Origin of the sequence: Klebsiella oxytoca NBRC 105695, from assembly GCF_001598695.1 — a bacterium.
Lineage (GTDB): Bacteria > Pseudomonadota > Gammaproteobacteria > Enterobacterales > Enterobacteriaceae > Klebsiella > Klebsiella oxytoca.
In genome coordinates this window covers 1-17,988 of sequence record NZ_BCZK01000028.1, presented here as the reverse complement: position 1 = coordinate 17,988, position 17,988 = coordinate 1, and the positions used below count along the sequence as shown (strand labels likewise).

General features: G+C 60.0%; 15 protein-coding genes and 1 pseudogene. 4 read left to right on the top strand and 12 right to left on the bottom strand.

Going from position 1 to position 17,988, the window contains the following annotated elements; all coding sequences use genetic code 11:
• Nucleotides 1–338: 338 nt before the first annotated feature.
• From KO1_RS26455 to KO1_RS26440, 4 genes are read right to left on the bottom strand one after another with little or no spacing between them, the layout of a single operon-like run.
• Complete coding sequence (locus tag KO1_RS26455; protein ID WP_004111204.1) at nt 339–1,100, bottom strand: amino acid ABC transporter ATP-binding protein; 762 nt, start codon at nt 1,098–1,100, stop codon at nt 339–341.
• Nucleotides 1,093–1,758, bottom strand: a complete 666-nt coding sequence (locus KO1_RS26450; protein WP_004100026.1) for an amino acid ABC transporter permease — start codon at nt 1,756–1,758, stop codon at nt 1,093–1,095. The genes KO1_RS26455 and KO1_RS26450 overlap by 8 nt, the downstream gene beginning before the upstream one ends.
• A gap of 14 nt (nt 1,759–1,772) precedes the next feature.
• Nucleotides 1,773–2,414 carry an amino acid ABC transporter permease gene (locus KO1_RS26445; RefSeq protein WP_064407182.1) on the bottom strand — a complete coding sequence of 214 codons (642 nt, stop codon included), beginning with the start codon at nt 2,412–2,414 and terminating at the stop codon, nt 1,773–1,775.
• A 49-nt stretch (nt 2,415–2,463) separates the two neighbouring features.
• Nucleotides 2,464–3,315, bottom strand: a complete 852-nt coding sequence (locus tag KO1_RS26440; protein WP_004100024.1) for a transporter substrate-binding domain-containing protein — start codon at nt 3,313–3,315, stop codon at nt 2,464–2,466.
• A gap of 234 nt (nt 3,316–3,549) precedes the next feature.
• Here KO1_RS26440 and pdxR point away from each other — a divergent pair, with 234 nt between their 5' ends.
• Nucleotides 3,550–5,016, top strand: a complete 1,467-nt coding sequence (gene pdxR / locus KO1_RS26435) for a MocR-like pyridoxine biosynthesis transcription factor PdxR (protein ID WP_004111200.1) — start codon at nt 3,550–3,552, stop codon at nt 5,014–5,016.
• Here the strand turns inward: pdxR and KO1_RS26430 are convergent.
• Nucleotides 5,013–6,347 carry an aminotransferase-like domain-containing protein gene (locus KO1_RS26430; RefSeq protein WP_023320524.1) on the bottom strand — a complete coding sequence of 445 codons (1,335 nt, stop codon included), beginning with the start codon at nt 6,345–6,347 and terminating at the stop codon, nt 5,013–5,015. The genes pdxR and KO1_RS26430 overlap by 4 nt on opposite strands.
• A gap of 106 nt (nt 6,348–6,453) precedes the next feature.
• Here KO1_RS26430 and KO1_RS26425 point away from each other — a divergent pair, with 106 nt between their 5' ends.
• Complete coding sequence (locus tag KO1_RS26425) at nt 6,454–7,344, top strand: DMT family transporter (protein WP_017146398.1); 891 nt, start codon at nt 6,454–6,456, stop codon at nt 7,342–7,344.
• A 183-nt stretch (nt 7,345–7,527) separates the two neighbouring features.
• On the opposite strand, the gene KO1_RS26420 is transcribed toward KO1_RS26425, so the two are convergent.
• The 7 genes and pseudogenes from KO1_RS26420 to KO1_RS26390 form a co-directional block, all read right to left on the bottom strand.
• Nucleotides 7,528–8,796 (bottom strand): Zn-dependent hydrolase, encoded by a 1,269-nt coding sequence (locus KO1_RS26420; RefSeq protein WP_017146399.1) that lies wholly within the window; start codon nt 8,794–8,796, stop codon nt 7,528–7,530.
• Nucleotides 8,786–9,970 (bottom strand): amidase, encoded by a 1,185-nt coding sequence (locus tag KO1_RS26415; protein ID WP_023320523.1) that lies wholly within the window; start codon nt 9,968–9,970, stop codon nt 8,786–8,788. Before KO1_RS26415 ends, KO1_RS26420 begins: the two co-directional genes overlap by 11 nt.
• 18 nt (nt 9,971–9,988) lie before the next feature.
• Nucleotides 9,989–10,999: an ABC transporter ATP-binding protein gene (locus KO1_RS26410; protein ID WP_023320522.1), complete on the bottom strand. Its 1,011-nt coding sequence runs from the start codon at nt 10,997–10,999 to the stop codon at nt 9,989–9,991.
• The gene (locus KO1_RS26405) at nt 10,989–12,032 is read right to left on the bottom strand and encodes an ABC transporter ATP-binding protein (protein WP_023320521.1); all 1,044 of its coding nucleotides are present in this window, start codon (nt 12,030–12,032) and stop codon (nt 10,989–10,991) included. The genes KO1_RS26410 and KO1_RS26405 overlap by 11 nt, the downstream gene beginning before the upstream one ends.
• 3 nt (nt 12,033–12,035) lie before the next feature.
• The gene (locus KO1_RS26400; RefSeq protein WP_016809132.1) at nt 12,036–12,929 is read right to left on the bottom strand and encodes an ABC transporter permease; all 894 of its coding nucleotides are present in this window, start codon (nt 12,927–12,929) and stop codon (nt 12,036–12,038) included.
• A 2-nt stretch (nt 12,930–12,931) separates the two neighbouring features.
• A pseudogene (locus tag KO1_RS26395) lies at nt 12,932–13,878 on the bottom strand (ABC transporter permease).
• A gap of 18 nt (nt 13,879–13,896) precedes the next feature.
• Nucleotides 13,897–15,561 carry an ABC transporter substrate-binding protein gene (locus KO1_RS26390; protein WP_004111180.1) on the bottom strand — a complete coding sequence of 555 codons (1,665 nt, stop codon included), beginning with the start codon at nt 15,559–15,561 and terminating at the stop codon, nt 13,897–13,899.
• 324 nt (nt 15,562–15,885) lie between these two features.
• Between KO1_RS26390 and KO1_RS26385 the strand changes: the two genes are divergently transcribed.
• The gene (locus KO1_RS26385; RefSeq protein WP_023320520.1) at nt 15,886–17,001 is read left to right on the top strand and encodes a YbdK family carboxylate-amine ligase; all 1,116 of its coding nucleotides are present in this window, start codon (nt 15,886–15,888) and stop codon (nt 16,999–17,001) included.
• A gap of 51 nt (nt 17,002–17,052) precedes the next feature.
• Nucleotides 17,053–17,772, top strand: coding sequence for a phosphodiester glycosidase family protein (locus KO1_RS26380; RefSeq protein ID WP_004100009.1), 720 nt, complete (start codon nt 17,053–17,055; stop codon nt 17,770–17,772).
• The last annotated feature ends 216 nt before the right edge of the window (nt 17,773–17,988 follow it).

The following is a 17,988-nucleotide window of genomic DNA, read 5'->3' as shown; positions in this document are numbered from 1 at the left end:
GACTGAGGTCCGGGAGGTGAGCGCTGTGCGCAGCACCGATTTCTTTGCGGGACCGCGGGGATTGTAAAGGGGGAAACGGTTTTCTCCCCCTTTACCCGTTCACCTACCGCGGTGAGACATTTTCTGCGGAATAATAGTGAACGGAACCCCTCCCACCCCGTCCCGGGGACGGCGCTTGACGCGCCTGTCCGGGCTACCCAATCTGCCACCCTCCAACACCGAGCCCGGAAATCCCGGGTCGCGGCGTAAACGCCTTACCCGGGCTACCGCCCCGCAGACGGCTGGAAACCCGTAGCCCCGGTAAGCGCAGTGCGACCGGGAAGATTGGCCGCTGGAGATTACCGGCTGCTCTGCAGAAACTGCCTGACGCGCTCGGAGTCCGGGTTGCTGAAAAACTTCTCCGGCGGCGCTTTCTCAATCAACAATCCCTTCTCAAGAAACACCACCTCATCCGATACCTGGCGCGCAAAGTCCATCTCGTGGGTCACCACCACCATCGTGTAGCCCTCGGCGGCCAGTGCCTTCATCACCCCCAGCACCTCGTTGACCAGCTCGGGGTCCAGCGCCGATGTCGGCTCATCAAACAGAATCACCTCCGGCGACATCGCCAGCGAACGGGCAATAGCCACCCTCTGCTTCTGTCCGCCGGAGAGCGTGATCGGGTAAACGTCGGCTTTATGCGCCATCCCCACTTTCTCCAGCTGCTGCATGGCGATAGCCTTCGCTTCATCACGCTTCATCCCCTTGACGTGCAGCAGCGCTTCGCTGACGTTCTGCTGCACCGTAAGGTGCGGCCACAGGTTAAAGCTCTGAAACACCATCCCTACCCGCTCGCGGATTTTCGACAGCTGACGATGGGACATCGCCCGGCCATTTTGTTCATCAATCCCCAGCCGCTGGCCGCTGATGCGGATCTCGCCGCGATCCGGCTGTTCCAGCCAGTTCATGCAGCGCAGCAGCGTTGATTTACCTGACCCCGACGAGCCGAGTATGCTCACCACGGTCCCTTTCTCTACCGTCAGATTGATATCACGAAGAACTTCAACATTATCAAACTGTTTTGAGACGTTTTTGACGCTTACAGCAGTCGTATCAGGCATGACTCATTCCTCTTCTCGCTCCCCAGGCGCTCAGACGCTTAATCAACAGCTCCAGCAGGATGCTGATCGCCCAGTAGAGTCCAATGGCGACAATAAAGGCGTTAAACGGGATAAAATAGGTGGCCTGCACGCTGTTAGCCGCGGCGGTTATCTCCTGGACGGTGATAATGCTGAGGAAAGCGGTATCTTTCAGGCAGATAATCAGCTGATTGCCCATCAGCGGTAGTGCCGATGACAAAATATTGGGCAGAATAATGCGGCGGAATATTTTGTAGCGCGAGAACCCCTGCGCTACCGCCGCCTCGATATAGCCTCCGGAAAAGACCCGACGCTGGCTGCGCAAAATCTCAAAGAAATAGGCGCCGTGGTAGATAATCAGGGCGATTAATCCGGCGGTCCAGGGCTCCAGACTAATACCCACTTGCGGCAGTCCGTAATAGAGCAAATAGGCGAGGATCAAAAAGGGAATCGCCCGCATTAAGCTGACAAAGCCAATAATAAGCCGGTTAAGAGTTTTCTTTTGATACTCGGTTAAATAGCACAGGGCCACGCCGATAATTAAGCCGGCTATTGCCGCAGTAATAAAAAGCTCAAGGGTGGCGAGTAAACCGGCAATAAAGCTGTCGCGCACCGACCAGATAACGGCCCACTGATTCATAGCACCTCCTCTCTTTATCGTGCCAGACGCTTCGCTTTACGCTCGGCCATCCCCTGCAGTTTCAGCAGCAGGCCAATAATCACCACGTACAGCAGACCCGCCACCAGAATCGGCGAAAGCGGCTCATAGGTGACCGAAGAAATTCGGTTGGTCACGCGCGTCAAATCCACCACGCCAATCACCGCAATGGCGGGACTGCCCTTAATCAGGAACGACATCTCATTAACCAGCGCGGGCAGGCTTTCAATCCACATTTGTGGCAGCATGATGTAGCGGAAGTAAGCCCAGCGGCGCATCCCTACCGACTCCGCCGCTTCCCGCTGTTCGCGGGGGAAAGTGCGAAAGGCATTGCGCCAGATTTCGGCGTTGAAGGCCGAGGTGTTGAGCGTCAGCGCCACAATCGCCGCGACGTTTTTATCGAGATTAATCCCGACGGTCGGCAGAGAAAGAAACAGGAACAGCACCAGCGTAACCAGCGGCGTCGCGCGGGCAAGGCTGATATAGACCACCAGCAGCTGATCGATAACCGGGATACGCAGCATGCGCACCAGCGCGATCAGCAGACCAATCACCACCCCAAAGGCAATGGCGATGGCCGAAATCCAGAGGGTCGTCCATGCGCCTTCAATCAGTAACTGCCAGGAAATTGCATCCATGAAGCCCTCCTTCACCTGAACAGGCGGCGGTTTCCCGCCGCAGAACTCATTACAGCCCGGCTAATTTATGGAACTGTTCCGGGCTGGTAATCGCTTCGGTCGGCAGGTCGTCATAGGTTTCGCCAAACCACTTTTTCTGGAGTTCCGCAAGCTTGCCGGTCTCCTTCATGTGGTTCATAAATTTGGTCATATAGGCCAGCAGCTGCGGCGAGTTTTTCGGGATCGGCCACGCCATATAGCCCGGGCCGGATACCGCCAGACCTTTGGCAAACACCTTCGGCTTAGCCTTCGCCAGGTCGTTGACCGAGATAACCACGTTAATCACGTAGTCCAGGCGTTTGTTGGCGAGGTCGGCGTAGGCTTCAGGATAGGAGGGATACTCCACCACCGGCCCCAGCTTACCGCCGGTTTTCTCCAGCATCGCTTTCAGTTCTGGCAGCCTTGCCAGCAGCGCGCTGCCCGCCTGAACGCCCACTTTTTTCCCACTCAGTTCGGCAATGGTATTCAGGGAATTATCGCCCGCGCGTTTGACAAAATAGTGCTGCGCTGACGCCCACGGCGGCGTGAAATCAAAGACCTTGAGACGGTCATCGGTAATCACCGCGCCGGTTAACGCCATGTCGTATTGCCCGGTGGAGACCGCCGCCAATAATCCGGTCCACGGCAGAATGCTCTGGTCGACGTTGAATTTCGCGTATTTACGTAATTCATCGAGCATATCTTTGTTGAAGCCATCCGCCTGGCCGTTATTCATAAAGTTAAAAGGCGCGTAATCATCTTCGGTCGCGACTTTCAGGGTGCCGGATTTTTCTATTTCCGGAAGATCTGCGGCGGCTGCGTGATAAGAAAAGGCCATCGCCATGATGGCGCCCAGACAAATTGAACCTAATGATTTGTTCATTAATTCACCCCTAATTAATTCGCCAGACGTGTTCATTCCAGAACATGAAAAGGTTTTGCAAAATATGTGCCGACGGAAGTTCCGGTCCGCGACTGATGAATACGTTTTTACTGTAGGGAGCGTTTTAAATTTCCGGATAGAGCCAGATTCATCGTGCGGATGTGTCAGTCATTCTCAGGGTGGTATGGAATTTGCTCCGGTTCCTGTACAGAGCGTTTGAGTAAGGAGCCAGCCATGATCCGACACCGGTTACACGTTGATTTCGACCCGCGCCGCGGTTTGCAGGAGCAGGTGCGCGAAACGCTGATTAACGCCATTCTGGGCGGCATTTTTTCCGCCGACACGCCGCTCCCCTCCTGCCGCCAGCTGGCCAGCCAGCTGCGGGTATCGCGCAACACCACGGCGCTGGTGTTTGAGGGGCTGGTTAACGAGGGATATCTGGTGAGCCGCCCGCGCAGCGGTTATTACCTGCATGCGGATTATCAGCACGCAGCTCCCTCCACGGTAACGGAAGCTGCACCGCAGGACGCGGGTTCTGCACCACGCTGGGGCACGCGGCTGCAAATTACCCCCAGTCAGCAGGAGTCGATTCTCAAACCGGCCGGCTGGATGAACTACCGCTATCCGTTTATCTACGGTCAGCCCGATACCCGCCAGTTCCCGCTGACGACCTGGCGCTCGGCGGCGAACTGGCTGCACGGCGGCGTAAGGGACCCGGAGTGGGTGGTGGATCATATCGATCGGGACGTGCCGATGCTGATTGAGCAGATCCGCACCCGGGTGCTGCCCAAACGCGGAATTGTCGCCTCGGCGGACGAGATTCTGATAACCCTCGGTTCGCAAAACGCGCTGTACCTGCTGACCCGCCTGCTGATGTCCCCCGGCACGCGCGTTGGTGTGGAGAATCCCTGTTTTCGCGAGGCTATTAACACTTTTCTGCTTGCCGATACCGATATCGTGCCGCATCCGGTGGATGAACAGGGGATCGTCCTTAATGACGCCCCCTGCGATTACTACTATGTAACTCCCGGGCATCAGGTGCCAACCGGGGTGGCGATGAGCAAAGCGCGCCGCAGCCAGCTGCTGGAGCATGCCGCCCGCCATGATGCGGTGATTATTGAGGACGATTACGACTCTGAAAGTAACTTTATGCTCAACCCGCTGCCGGCGCTGAAGGCCAGCGATCGCTGCGGACGAGTGATCTACGTGAGCAGCCTGTCAAAGGCGCTCTCGCCTGGCCTGCGGCTGGGCTTTATGGTCGCTGACCCGGATCTGATTGACGAAGCCCGGGCGCTGCGGCGGCTGGTGTATCGTCATCCGCCAACCAACATTCAGTATCAGATGGCCCATTTTCTCGCCCAGGGTCATTATGAAACCCACCTGCGGCGCTACCATTACGACTCTGCCCAGCGCTGGGAGCGCCTCAATAACGCGCTGCGGCAGCACCTGCCAGAGTGCCAAATCATCCCCGGCAGCGAACACGCCAATGCCTTCTGGCTGGCCACCCCGGAGCAAATCAACACCCAGCAGCTGACCTGGCGCGCCGCCCACGCCGGGGTGCTGATCGAGCCCGGCGCCCGGCATTTTCTCAGCGACGCGCCGCCGGATAACTTTTTCCGAATGGGCTTTCACGCCATTAACCCTGACGCCATCGAACAAGGCGTGGAGGTGCTGCGCGGCCAGCTGGCGCAGATGGGCTAGCGGTATTGTTCAAATGCCACGGCCTGGCGAACCTCGACCAGCGCCGCGCGCAGGGTATCAAGCGGAACAGAACCGAGGGCGATGCGCAGCGCCTGCGGAACAGTTGCGGCAACGCAGAAGGGTTCGGCGGTCGACACGGAAATATGGCGCGCCATCAGCGTTTTCGCCAGCCGATCGGCCCGACTCTCTTCGCCCAGAGGTAGCCAGAGAAAGTACGAATCCTCATGGCTCACGAAGGGCAGCCCATCGAGCGCCTCACGGGCAAGCCGCTGCCGCTGCCGCGCATCCTGGCGCTTCTCATTTTCAAAGCGTGCAACCGTGCCATCTTCAATCCAGGCGCAGATCAGCGAGCTCATCAATGACGGCGTATTCCACGTCGTCGCTCGTATGGCGCGCTCAATCTCAGTCCGATAGCGAGGTGGGCAGATGACCGTCCCTATGCGCAGACCGGTAGCGACGTTTTTCGAGAAGCCGGTGACATATACCGTTCTTTCCGGCGCATAGCTCACCAGCGGCGGCGGCGGATTGCGCACCAGGCTGGCATAGGCGGCATCTTCAACGATCAGCAGGTCGTGCTGGCGGGCGAGTTCCGCCAGCGTCTGCCGTTGGCGAGGGCTGAGCACCCAGCCCAGCGGATTGTGCAGCGTCGGCATGGTATACACCGCCCGGACGCGCCGCTGCTGGCATAGCCGGTGGAGCGCATGCAGATCCGGTCCGTCCGCGCCGCAAGGGATCGCCGCCAGTTCCAGATGATACAGCGCCGCCAGAACCTTAAAACCCGAGTAGGTGAGCGCATCGACCGCCACCACGTCCCCCGGGCGCAGAAGCCCCATCACGGTCACCGCCAGCCCGTGCTGGGCGCCGTTGACGATCAGCACATTTTCCGCGTCAGGGGCAAAGCGGCTGCTGGTCAGATAGCGAGCGATAATTTCTCGCTCCGGGAGCCGTCCGCCATGCGGCTGGTAGCGCAGATGAGCCTCGATATCCCCTGCCCCCGCCAGCTGCCTGAGCGCCTCGCGCAGCGCATCTCCCTGCGTCGGCAGCGAAGGATAGTTGAAGTTGAGATCCACAACATCGGCTGCCACCGCCTGCTGATCGACACCGTGTCCCGGCGGTAGCGCGATGTCCCGCACGAAGGTGCCGCGACCGGTTTCGCCGCTGACCAGCCCCATCGCTTCCAGTTCATGATAAACGCGCGTGGCCGTGGCCAGCGAGATCCCTTCGTCGGCGGCAAGCGTACGATGCGTCGGCAGGCGGGTTCCGGCCGGCAGCTGTCCGCTCTGAATCGCCTGCGCGTATCTGTCGACAACCGCTTTGTATCGGGCTTTCATCGGTGAATGTATCTATGACAATAATTTGATTGTATTGGATTGACCACATTACCATCGGCGCAGTCATGGCTCAAGCGAGCTCAGCCCCCCACTAAGCGAGGTTAGCGTGGTAGATTCAGCGGTTCATAAAACGGTTCCCGGGCCGTGGTCCGGATGGCTTAATGGTTTACTGGGCGTCATTATTTTTAGCGGTTCGCTGCCCGCAACGCGCCTGGCGGTGCTGGATATGAACCCGTTCCTGCTAACCTTTCTGCGCGCCTCCATCGCCGGGCTCCTCGCTATCGCGCTGGTAGTCGGCTTGCGCCAGAAACGGCCGCGCGCATCGCAGCTTGTCCCCCTGGCCATCGTCTCGTCAGGGGTGGTGATCGGCTTTCCGCTGCTCACGGCGCTGGCTTTGCGCCACGTCACTTCAGCGCATTCGATCGTTTTCATCGGGCTATTGCCGTTGATGACGGCCATTTTTGGCGTAGTGCGCGGCGGAGAACGTCCGCGCCGCGCTTTCTGGATCTTTTCCGTTATTGGCAGCCTGCTGGTGGTGGGTTTCGCCCTGACGCAACAAGCTGCGGCGTCGCTGAACGGCGATCTGCTGATGCTGGCGGCGGTGGTCGCCTGCGGCCTCGGCTATGCGGAGGGTGCTAAGCTGACCCGGGAGCTTGGCGGCTGGCAGGTGATTAGCTGGGCGCTGATTATGGCGCTGCCTTTTATGCTGATCGCCTCGTTACTCACCCGGCCAGCGTCATGGAGCGCCATCTCGGTTTCCGCCTGGATTGCGCTCGGCTATGTGTCGCTCTTTAGCATGCTTATCGGTTTTATTTTCTGGTACAAAGGGCTGGCCGCTGGCGGTATCGCCGCCGTCGGCCAGCTTCAGCTATTACAGCCGTTCTTCGGGCTTGGCCTGTCAGCCGCGCTGCTGCACGAAACCGTCAGCCCACTGATGCTGACCGTAACCCTGGGCGTGATTCTGTGCGTTATCGGTTCGCGCAAATTTGGCCGCTAGCCTGTATTGCCCTTGTAGCCCGGAAATCCCGGGTCGCGGCGTAAACGCCTTACCCGGGCTACCGCCCCGCGGTATAGCGGTGAACGGAAACCCTTTACACCTTCCCGGAGGCGGCGCGTTGCGCCTGTCCGGGCTACTACCCGTAGCCCCGGTAAGCGCAGCGCGACCGGGGAGGACAACCGGTTACACTACCCGCGCGTACTGCAGCATCACCTGCAGCAGCACGTTCGCGCCGGCTTCCACGTGCTCCGGCGACGCATATTCAATTTCGTTGTGGCTGATCCCGTCCTTACAGGGGATAAAAATCATCCCGGTCGGCGCCAGATAGCTCATATACACCGCGTCGTGTCCGGCGCCGGAGACAATCTCCCGCGCGGGATACCCCAGCCGCTGCGCGGCGTCGGCGATCGCCGCCTGGCACTCCGGGTGGAACGGCGCCGCCGGATAGTGGCTCACCTCTTTTAACGCCACCTTCAGGCCGCACTCCCGCTCGACCCCGGCGATAAACGCCCGCAGCTGGCGGTCCATCTCATCCACCAGCGCATCGCTGATATTGCGCATATCAATCGAAAAAGTGACCTCTCCCGGCACTACGTTACGGCTGTTCGGATAGACCTGCACTCTTCCAACCGTACCGCGCCCTTCCTCGCTGCGCCCGGCAATCGCCACCACTTCCTGCATAATGCGGGTCGCTATCTGTAACGCATCCTGACGCAGGCGCATCGGCGTCGGCCCGGCGTGGGACTCCTGGCCGGTCACCACGCAGTCATACCAGCGGATCCCCAGCACGCCCTGCACAATGCCGATAATTTTCTCTTCATCTTCAAGAATCGGCCCCTGTTCAATATGCGCTTCAAAGTAGGCGCCAACCGGATGGTCGCCCGGCGTCTGGCTGCCGATATAGCCGATACGCGCCAGCTCCGCGCCGACGGTTTTACCGTCCGCATCCTGCGCGGCGTAGATGGTCTCCAGCGGGAATACCCCGGCAAACACGCCGGAGCCCATCATCACCGGTACAAAGCGCGACCCCTCTTCATTGGTCCAGAACACCACCTCAATCGGCGCTTCGGTTTCAATCTCCCGATCGTTCAGGGTACGTACCACCTCCAGCGCCGCCAGCACGCCGTAGTTACCGTCAAATTTGCCGCCGGTCGGCTGGGTGTCAATATGGCTGCCGGAGACAATCGGCGGCAGCGCCGGATTACGCCCTTCCCGGCGCATAAATACGTTGCCGATTTTATCGACGGTGACGCTCATCCCGGCCGCCTGCGCCCAGCTAATCACCAAATCCCGTCCCTGGCGGTCAAGATCGGTCAGCGTCAGACGGCAGCAGCCGCCCTTCGGCGTAGCGCCAATTTCCGCCAGCGTCATCAGCGAATCCCACAGGCGCGCGCCATTGACCCGGCAGGCGGTGGTTTCGGTTATCGGGGTAAAAAGGACATCACTGCTCATTTCGGTCTCCTTGCATAAACGCGGCGGCCAGCTCGACCAGCAGACGATCGCTGCCGCGCGGGCCCAAAAATGAAATTCCCAGCGGCAGGCCGCCCGTCCGGGCAACCGGCAGCGTCACCTGCGGACGTTGGGTCATGACGGAAATTAACAGCAGATCGTGAGACAGGCGGCGGACCGCCTCTATCTCTTCGGCCTGCGCCGTCAGCAGCGGCGCGCCGTCGGGAACGGTCGGCATCACCAGGACCGCATCGCCCAACTGCGCGTCCCACCAGGCGGTAAAACGCTCGCGCTGCTGGCAGGCGGCGTCAAACTGCGCGCGGGTGACCGCTTTGCCCCAGAAAAAACGCTCGCGGACGTCCGGCCCCAGCTGCAGGCCGTAGCGCTCAATGGTTTCCCCCTGCGCCTGCCAGGCTTCGTAGCCCTGAATCTGGCGGAAGGCGAGATAGATATCATCCACGTCCGGCAGCGGCGCGCCGAGCGGCGTTACCGGGCCGAATAAGCGCGCCAGCTCCTGGCGGACCGGCAGCAGCGCCTGCTGGCTGCGCAGCGGCAGGCGGGAAAACAGCCCTTCATGGCTGGCCAGCCGCACGCCGGTGATATCCGCTCGCTCATCGTCGAACAGACAGGCGGCGACGGTGGAAAAGACCTCCGGCGAGCGGGCAAAGAAGCCGCAGGTATCCATGGTGGCGCATAGCGGCTGGCAGCCGTCGAGGGAGAGTCGGCCATGGGTCGGGCGCAGGCCAAACAGTCCGCAGTAGCTTGCCGGCGTGCGTACCGAGCCGCCGGTATCGCTGCCGAGGGCAAAGTCGCACGCCTCGTTCGATACCGCCGACGCCGAGCCGGACGACGAGCCGCCGGGGATATGATTCGGCGCGGCGCCGTTGCGCGGAGTGCCGTAATGCACGTTGTGCCCGCTCATCGAATACGCCAGCTCGCTGGTATGGGTTTTACCGATAAAGCGCGCGCCGTTATCTAATAATTTTTGCACCACCGGCGCGGTGCGGGTTTTCACCCCGGACAGCGCCAGCAGATGCGGATTGCCGCCGCCGGTGGGGTAGCCCGCTACGTCAAACAGATCTTTGACCGCAAAAGTTAACCCGCTCAGCGGCCCGCTTAGCGCATGCGCCACCGGATGCGGCGGATAGGGCATAAAAGCGCGAATATCATCCTGCATACTGCTTTCCTCATGGCTTCAGGCGTAAAGCGCCTGGTTTTCAACGGACGCACTCAGCTCACGCCAGCGATGGCAGCTCACCACGTGACGCGGCCCGGCCGGTTCGGTAGCCGGCTGGCTCTGCGCACAGGCGGGGCGCGCGTGCGGACAGCGATCGGCGAACGCGCAGCCGGGCGGCAGACGCGAGAGATCCGGCGGCGAGCCGGGGATACAGTGCAGCGCGTCGCCCTTTTTCAGCCCCTCTTTCGGCCGGCTGCCCAGCAGCACCTGGGTATAGGGATGGCGCGGACGATACAGAATCTCCTCAATCGACGCCTCTTCCACGATGCGTCCGGCGTACATTACCGCTACCCGGTCGGCGATCTCCACCGCCGCGCCGATATCGTGGGTCACAAAAATGATCGACAGATCGCGCTGCTTTTGCTGCTCGCGCAGCAGGATCAGGATCTGTATTTGCACCGTGGCATCGAGCGCGGTGGTTGGCTCATCCGCCAGCAGCAGCTGCGGGTTGCAGGAGAGCGCGAGGGCAATCATCGCCCGCTGGCGCATTCCGCCGGACATCTCGTGCGGGTAAGCATCCAGCCGCCGCTCGGGGCTCGGAATGCGTACCTGGCGCAGCGCCTCGAGCGCCCTTTCCCGCGCCGCCTGTCGCGACAGGCCTTCATGGCGACGCAGCCCTTCGACAATCTGCTGGCCCACGGTATAGACCGGGTCGAAGGCCAGCAGCGGCTCCTGGAAAATCATCGCGCAGCGCGCGCCGCGGTAGCGCCGCAGCTGCCCGGCGCTCATCTTCAACACCTCCTCTTCCCCGACCCTCAGCGTGCCGGAAAGCACGCTGCTTTTTGGCGGATGCAGGCGCATCAGGGCGCGCAGGGTGACGCTTTTACCGGAGCCAGATTCGCCGATCAGCGCCATCACCTCGCCTTTTTGTACATCAAAGGAGACGCCGTTGACCGCGTTGACCGTCTGACCGTCGCGGCGAAACTCAACCCGCAGGTCGTGGATATGGACGTAAGCTTCATGCGACATAGCTCACCTCCTGAATGGCGATTTTTTGCTGCCAGGGCGACGCGGGCTGCGCCATCAGGCAGGCGCTCAGGTGCCCCTCGCCGACGCTTTCGAGCGTCGGTTTCACCTCCGCGCACACCGCTCTGGCATGCGGGCAGCGGGTATGAAAGCGGCAGCCGGAGGGCGGAGAAATCGGGCTGGGCGGATCGCCGCTCAGCGGCGAGGTTAAGGTGCGATTATGCGGGTCCATCGACGGCATCGAACTTAACAGCGCCCGGGTATAGGGGTGGGCTGAGGCGGTAAACAGCTGCTCCGCCGGGCCAATCTCCACCACCTCGCCGAGATACATTACCAGGATGCGGTCCGACAGCCAGCGCACCACATGCAGATCGTGGCTGATAAACACATAGGTCAGCGCCAGCGTCCGCTTCAGCTCCTGCAACAGCTGCAGAACCTGAGCTTCTACCGATTTATCCAGCGCTGAGACCGCCTCGTCGAGGATCACCAGCCTGGGCTTCATCGCCAGCGCGCGGGCGATATTCACGCGCTGGCGCTGACCGCCGGAGAGCGCGTGCGGATAGCGGTGCGCAAAACGTCCCGGCTCAAGGCCAACGTGCGCCAGCAGGTAGCGGGCGTACTCGCTGGCCTCTTTGGCGCTGACGCCGTGTACCCGCTGACCGAAGGCAATGCTCTCTTCCATGGTCATGCGCGGGTTGAGCGAGGCGTAGCTATCCTGGAAAACCATCTGTACCTGGCGGCGATACGCTTTCATCGGCAGGCGCGATGAGCCTACTTCCAGGCCATCAAAGATCAGCTCCCCGCTGTCCTGCTTAAGCAGCTGCATCAGCAGCCGGGCGGTGGTCGATTTACCGCAGCCCGACTCCCCCACGACGCCGAGGGTTTCGCCTTTGATCACCGAAAAACTGACGTCATCCACCGCCTGTACCACTTCGCGCGCTTTGCCGCCGCCGGCGGGAAAATGCTTCAGCAGATTGTTAACCTTGAGCAGCGGCTGCGCCGGCCCGCCGAGGTCGATATTCGTAAAGGGTTGCATCGCTTACTCCTTAATCGCCATTGCCGCACGCAGGCGGTCCGCGAGGATATTGAACGAAATGGAGGTGATAAAAATCATCAGACCGGGCAGCGCCGCCACCCACGGCTGGGTATAAATCGCCGTGCGCAGGGTGTTCAGCATCAACCCCCACTCCGGCTCCGGTGGACGAACCCCGAGGCCGAGAAATGAGAGCCCGGAGGCGAGGATCATGCACACCGAAATCAGGCCGGTGGAGAAGACGAAAATCGGCCCCAGCACGTTGCCCAGCACCTGGACGCGAATAATGGTGAACGCGCTGGCCCCGGTGGCTCGGGCGGCGTCGATGTAGTCCATATGCCGCACCTGCGCGGTGACGCTTTCGGCAATACGCGCCACCTGCGGCACGAACACCAGGGTCAGCGATAGCAGCGCGTTACCGATACCCGCGCCCAGCGCGCCGGAAAGCGCGATCGCCAGCAGCACCGAGGGGAAAGCATAAAATACGTCCACGGTGCGCATGATCAGGGTGTTGGTTTTGCCGCCCGCATAGCCGGCGATAATGCCGATGGCCCCGCCGATAAAAAAGGCCAACACCACCGGGACAATCCCCATAAACAGCGATAGCCTTGTGCCGAGAATCAGCCTTGATAGCATATCGCGCCCGAGCTCATCGGAGCCCAGCGGAAAGCCGTCGGTGCCGATCGGCTTGAGGCGTAAAAACATCGACGTTTGATACGGATCTTTAACGATCAGCCAGGGGCCGAACAGCGCCAGCGCCAGCAGAACGAGAATGATCGCGCCGACGAATACCCCGCCCGGGTCGCGCAGCAGGCGGCCAAACACGCCGCGCCAGTAGCCTTGCCTGGCAACCGTCCTGGCAGGGACGGCAATGCCTTTGGTCGTCACGGTATCCACCATCGTCAGCTCCTCTTAATTCGCGGGTCGAGACTGGTTTGCAGCATATCCACCAGCAGATTGAGCAGGACAAAGAACAGCGCCAGTACCCAGATGGTGCCCTGCAATAGCGGCAGATCGCGCTGGAAAATGGCGGTATTCAGCAGCAGGCCGGTGCCGGGCCAGGAGAAAACCGTCTCCACCAGAATCGAGCCGCCCATCAGATAGCCGACCTGCAGCCCCATCACCGCCAGCGCGGTCGGAGCGGCATTCTTCACCACGTGCAGAAAGATCCGCGATTCGTTGAGCCCCCGGGCGCGCAGGCCGACGATAAACTCCTGGCTGAGAATGTCCGCCACCTGCGAACGAACGGTGCGGGCGATGATGCCGGTCGGGATCACCGACAGCGTGAAGGCCGGCAGCAGCATAAACTGCAGGTGTTCCCAGTCCCACTGCCAGCCCACCTCGCCGATTGGCCCGCCGCCGGTAGCAGCGCGAATTTAACGCTAAAAACGATAACCAGCAGCATCCCCAGCCAGTAGTGCGGCACGCTGACGCCGAATACCGACAGCACCGAGGCCAGGCGGTCAATAATGCTGTTACGAAAATAGCCGGCGACAAAACCAAACAGGCTACCCAGCACAAATCCGATCGCCGTCGCCAGCAGCGCCAGACGCAGAGAGTAGGTCACCGCCGTCATGACCTCGTCGATGACCGGACGGCCGGTGGCGACCGACATGCCCAAATCGCCGTGCAGCGCCCGCCATAGCCAGTGCACAAACTGCAGCGGCAGCGGTTTATCAAAGCCGTAGGCCTGCATTAAGGTCTGACGCAGCGATTCCGAGGCGTCCGGCGGCATCACCGACACCAGCGGGTCGCCCGGTGCTATCTGCACCAGCATAAAACAGATCACCGCGACCCCGAGCATGGTGGGGACGGCCAGCAGGATGCGATATAGCAGGGTATTGATCATCTCTTGCTCCCGAATCAATTACTCTTTTTTGCTCACCAGGCTAAGGTCGATAAACCAGCTTTGCGGCTGCACCACTCCGGTGACGGCAGGCGAAATCGCCCTTGGCCCGACATCGTGAGCGACGAACAGGAACGGCACCTGATCGACCAGCGCGGCGTGCAGTTCGCCCGCGGCTTTATCCATTTCAGCCGGGGTAAACGCGTGCTTTACCGCCGCCGCCAGCTTTTCGGTTTCCGGCGTCGAGAAATAGCCCCAGTTGGTCGCTACCGGCGGGAAGGCCTTCGCGGTGGAGAAGCGGATCATGCCGAAATAGGGATCGTTAACCGCGGCGCTAACGTTGATCGCGTCGATCCCTTTCGCCGATGGATCTTTCGCCCCGAGACGCCAGTTGGTAAACAGGGTGTTCCATTCATTAACTTTAATGTCGACGTTAAAGAAGCAGCTTTTCAGGCTCTGCTGGATGTACTCGTTCATCGGCAGCGGCTGCATCTGCCCGGAGCCGGAGGCCGAGGTGGCAACCGTGACGTGCAGCGGTTTACCGGCGCTATAGCCAGCTTCGGTCATCAGCTTGCGGGCGGTTTCAGGGTCATATTTGATCTGGAAAGTGGGCTTGCCGTGCCACGGGCTGTCGGCCTCGTAGACGCCGGTCGCTTCGGTCATATAGCCGCCGAGATAGCTTTTAAGCTCGGCGCGGTTCAGGCACAGGTTGGCGGCTTTACGCACGCGAATATCTTTCCACGGCGATCCCTCTTCAAAGGAGAACTGCCACGGCCACAGGTGCGGCTGGGTGTTGGCATAGATTTTAAAACCCTGCGCTTTTATCTGATCGACCGCGTCCGGAGCCGGAGCTTCAATCCAGTCCACCTGCTTCGAGAGCAGCGCCGCGGTGCGGGCGTTAGCTTCCGGCAGCGGGATCAGCACCACTTTATCCACCCGTGGAATTCGTTCTTTGTTCCAGTAGTCGGGGTTCTTATCGAGGATCAGCTGCTGGCGGGGAACCAGTTTTTCCATTTTGAACGGGCCGCTGCCCACCGCATGGGCGGCGAACTCGGTCCATGCCTGTTTGCTGCGCGCCGCGGTATCGCCAGCGCTTGCCGGCACCGCGTCATACAGCTTTTGCCACGCGGTGGGCGAAACGATAAACAGATTGGTGATGTTGTAGGGCAGCAGCGCGTCAGGTTCGGCGGTGGTCAGCGCCACGGTATGGTCATCAATTTTCTCCGCGCCAGTCAGGGTCGGCATGCGTGAGAGAGTGTTGCCAATCTGGCCTGGCGCATACTGCGGCGCGGCTTTATTCAGTACCTTCTCCACGTTCCAGACGATGGCGTCGGCATTGACCTCCGAGCCATCGTGAAATTTAACCCCCGGGCGCAGGGTGAAAATCCAGCGGCTTTGATTTTGCGGGTCAACGTGCCACTCGGTTGCCAGTCCCGGCACCAGACCGCTGGGCTTTTCGCCTTGCGACAGATCCCATTCAACAAGGGCGTCGTAAAGCGGAATGCCGGTGAAACGGTTCCCTTCAAAACCCTGATCGGGCTGCCCGAGGGTCAAAGGAATATCGGCGGCAGTCATGGCGATCCGCAGAGTTGAGGCATGGGCCGACACGCTGGCAAACAACGCCAATGCCCCGCTAACAGCAACGGCGAGATGGCATCCAGGCGAAAATATTTTTTTCTTCAGCATCACATTGTCCCTGTTAAATAAAAGTCGCTAACTAACAGGCAAGATGCATACCAGTTCTGCAAGGGCGGGAAATAAGGGCGAAACGGCGTATAAAATAAGGATGACTTATATTATCTCGATGATTTTCATTGAAAAATAGAATCAGCTTATCTTTTTGCACCACTGACGGGAAATGTGTTGCAGGATTGCACCAGCCTTACTTTCTTTTGAAAGGGATAATCACGTGGCGTTATTTTCTATAAATTAAATTCATAATATTCGGCAAATCATCAGTTTGAGGCATTGTCTTCTATACTTTCTGATAAAGAGAAAGAGGGAGTCGCCATGCCGTTACCTGATTTTCACCGCTCCGAGCCGTTTACCCTTGGCATCGAGCTGGAGCTCCAGGTCGTCAACCCGCCGGGCTTCGATCTGAGCCAGGACTCTTCCGCGCTTATTGATGAGGTCCAGGGCACGCTGAAAGCGGGCGAGGCCAAACATGACATCACCGAAAGCATGCTGGAAATCGCCACCGGCGTCTGTCGCGATATCCATCAGGCCACGGCGCAACTGAGCGCGATCCAACAGGCGGTGCTGCGTGCCGCCGCCCGCCATCATGTACAAATCTGCGGCGGCGGAACGCATCCGTTTCAAAGCTGGCAGCGCCAGCAGATCAGCGATAACCCGCGCTACCTGAAAACCGTTGAGCACTTTGGTTACCTGGCGAAGCAGGCGACTATTTTCGGCCAGCACGTGCACGTGGGCTGTCAAAACGGCGATGATGCGATTTATCTTCTGCACGGCCTGTCGCGCTTCGTGCCGCATTTTATCGCGCTGAATGCGGCCTCTCCCTGGCTCGACGGGACCGATAGCGGCTTTGCCTGCTCGCGGCTTAATCTTTTTGCCGCTTATCCCGATAACGGCCCGATGCCGTGGGTCAATAACTGGCAGGCGTTTATCGGCCTGTTTCATCGTCTTAGCTATACCAGCATGATTGACAGCATGAAGGATCTGCACTGGGATATTCGCCCCAGCCCGCGCTTTGGCACCGTTGAGGTACGAGTGATGGATACCCCGCTGACGATTACCCAGGCGGTAAATATCGCCGGGTTTATCCAGATCATTGCCTGCTGGCTGCTGACAGAACGGCCGTTTAAACATCAGCCCGAAGATTACCTGTTGTACCCCTTCAACCGCTATCAGGCCTGTCGCTATGGCCTGGACGGGATCAACACCGATGTGAACGGCGGCGAACAGCGAACCTTTCGCGAAGAAATTCTACGGCTGACGGATAAACTGGCGCCCAGCGCCCATAAGCTGAATGCCGGCAGCGCGCTGGAGGCGATTGTGCGCCAGGCGAAGCAGGCTCGCAGCGAGCCGCAGCAGATGCGCGAGTTCGTCGCCAACGGCGGTTCCTTAATCGGACTGGTGCAAAAGCACTGCGAGATCTGGACGGCGTAGCGGCGGTAACAGGGTATACTGCACGCTTTCGTCGTCTGTCTGGAACTTGTCGTGCGCTTTTTCTCTCTTCTGCCGCTGCTACTGTTATCTTTGCCCGCCTTCGCCAGCGGGAAATGCTCGCTGACCGATCCATCGCTCACGCTGCAAAGCTATCGCGTCGATCCGCAGCGCGAGCGCATTGTGATGTACTGGCAAAAAGAGGACGGCAAAGCCTGGGGGTCGCTGCGCTCGCTGCTGGCGGATATCGACCGCAACGGGCAGGTGCAGATGGCGATGAACGGCGGAATTTATGATAAAGCCTACGCGCCGCTGGGGCTGTATATCGAGAAAGGCCGGCAGTTGATCCCGCTTAACCGCGCCTCCGGCGGCGGCAACTTTTTTATTCGTCCCGGCGGGGTGTTTTATCTGCGAGGGCAAAACGCGGGAATTGTCAGCATTGATAAATTCAAGCCGTCGCCAGCCATTCAATACGCCGTGCAGTCGGGGCCAATGCTAATTGAAAACGGCAAGATCAACTGGCGGCTGAAGCCGTCCGCCAGCTCGCGCAAGTTGCGTAACGGTGTGGGCATCAACGGCGATGGCAAAGTGGTATTTATGCTCAGCGAGCGCGAAACCAATTTCTACGATTTCGCCTGCTACGCGCAATCCAGGCTCAACGTGCGCCAGATGCTCTATCTCGACGGCACCATTTCGAAGATGTACCGGAAAGGCGGCAGCGTGCCGTGGCAGTACCATCCGTTCGTCACCATGATCGCGGTGGAGAGCAGATAGTCTTAATAACATCGTCTGCGGGGAGTAGCCCCCGGGAGATTTTTATGCCGCTGTGGATATGCCTCTGAAACGACGTGATATGCAGCGATGCCCTGGCCCCCGCTGAAATCGGCGAACCGGAGGACCGAAGACAAGGGCTGGCCGCCAGGGATGGCGGACAGAGGCGAATCGAGACACGACAAAATTGCCTGGAGCAATTTTGAACAGCGCTTGCGC

Bases quoted from the DNA above. Each gene is read 5' to 3' on its own strand.
- KO1_RS26455 (WP_004111204.1), bottom strand. From the start codon at position 1,100: ATGCCTGATACGACTGCTGTAAGCGTCAAAAACGTCTCAAAACAGTTT.
- KO1_RS26450 (WP_004100026.1), bottom strand. From the start codon at position 1,758: ATGAATCAGTGGGCCGTTATCTGGTCGGTGCGCGACAGCTTTATTGCC.
- KO1_RS26445 (WP_064407182.1), bottom strand. From the start codon at position 2,414: ATGGATGCAATTTCCTGGCAGTTACTGATTGAAGGCGCATGGACGACC.
- KO1_RS26440 (WP_004100024.1), bottom strand. From the start codon at position 3,315: ATGAACAAATCATTAGGTTCAATTTGTCTGGGCGCCATCATGGCGATG.
- pdxR (WP_004111200.1), top strand. From the start codon at position 3,550: ATGATCCGACACCGGTTACACGTTGATTTCGACCCGCGCCGCGGTTTG.
- KO1_RS26430 (WP_023320524.1), bottom strand. From the start codon at position 6,347: ATGAAAGCCCGATACAAAGCGGTTGTCGACAGATACGCGCAGGCGATT.
- KO1_RS26420 (WP_017146399.1), bottom strand. From the start codon at position 8,796: ATGAGCAGTGATGTCCTTTTTACCCCGATAACCGAAACCACCGCCTGC.
- KO1_RS26415 (WP_023320523.1), bottom strand. From the start codon at position 9,970: ATGCAGGATGATATTCGCGCTTTTATGCCCTATCCGCCGCATCCGGTG.
- KO1_RS26410 (WP_023320522.1), bottom strand. From the start codon at position 10,999: ATGTCGCATGAAGCTTACGTCCATATCCACGACCTGCGGGTTGAGTTT.
- KO1_RS26405 (WP_023320521.1), bottom strand. From the start codon at position 12,032: ATGCAACCCTTTACGAATATCGACCTCGGCGGGCCGGCGCAGCCGCTG.
- KO1_RS26400 (WP_016809132.1), bottom strand. From the start codon at position 12,929: ATGGTGGATACCGTGACGACCAAAGGCATTGCCGTCCCTGCCAGGACG.
- KO1_RS26390 (WP_004111180.1), bottom strand. From the start codon at position 15,561: ATGCTGAAGAAAAAAATATTTTCGCCTGGATGCCATCTCGCCGTTGCT.
- KO1_RS26385 (WP_023320520.1), top strand. From the start codon at position 15,886: ATGCCGTTACCTGATTTTCACCGCTCCGAGCCGTTTACCCTTGGCATC.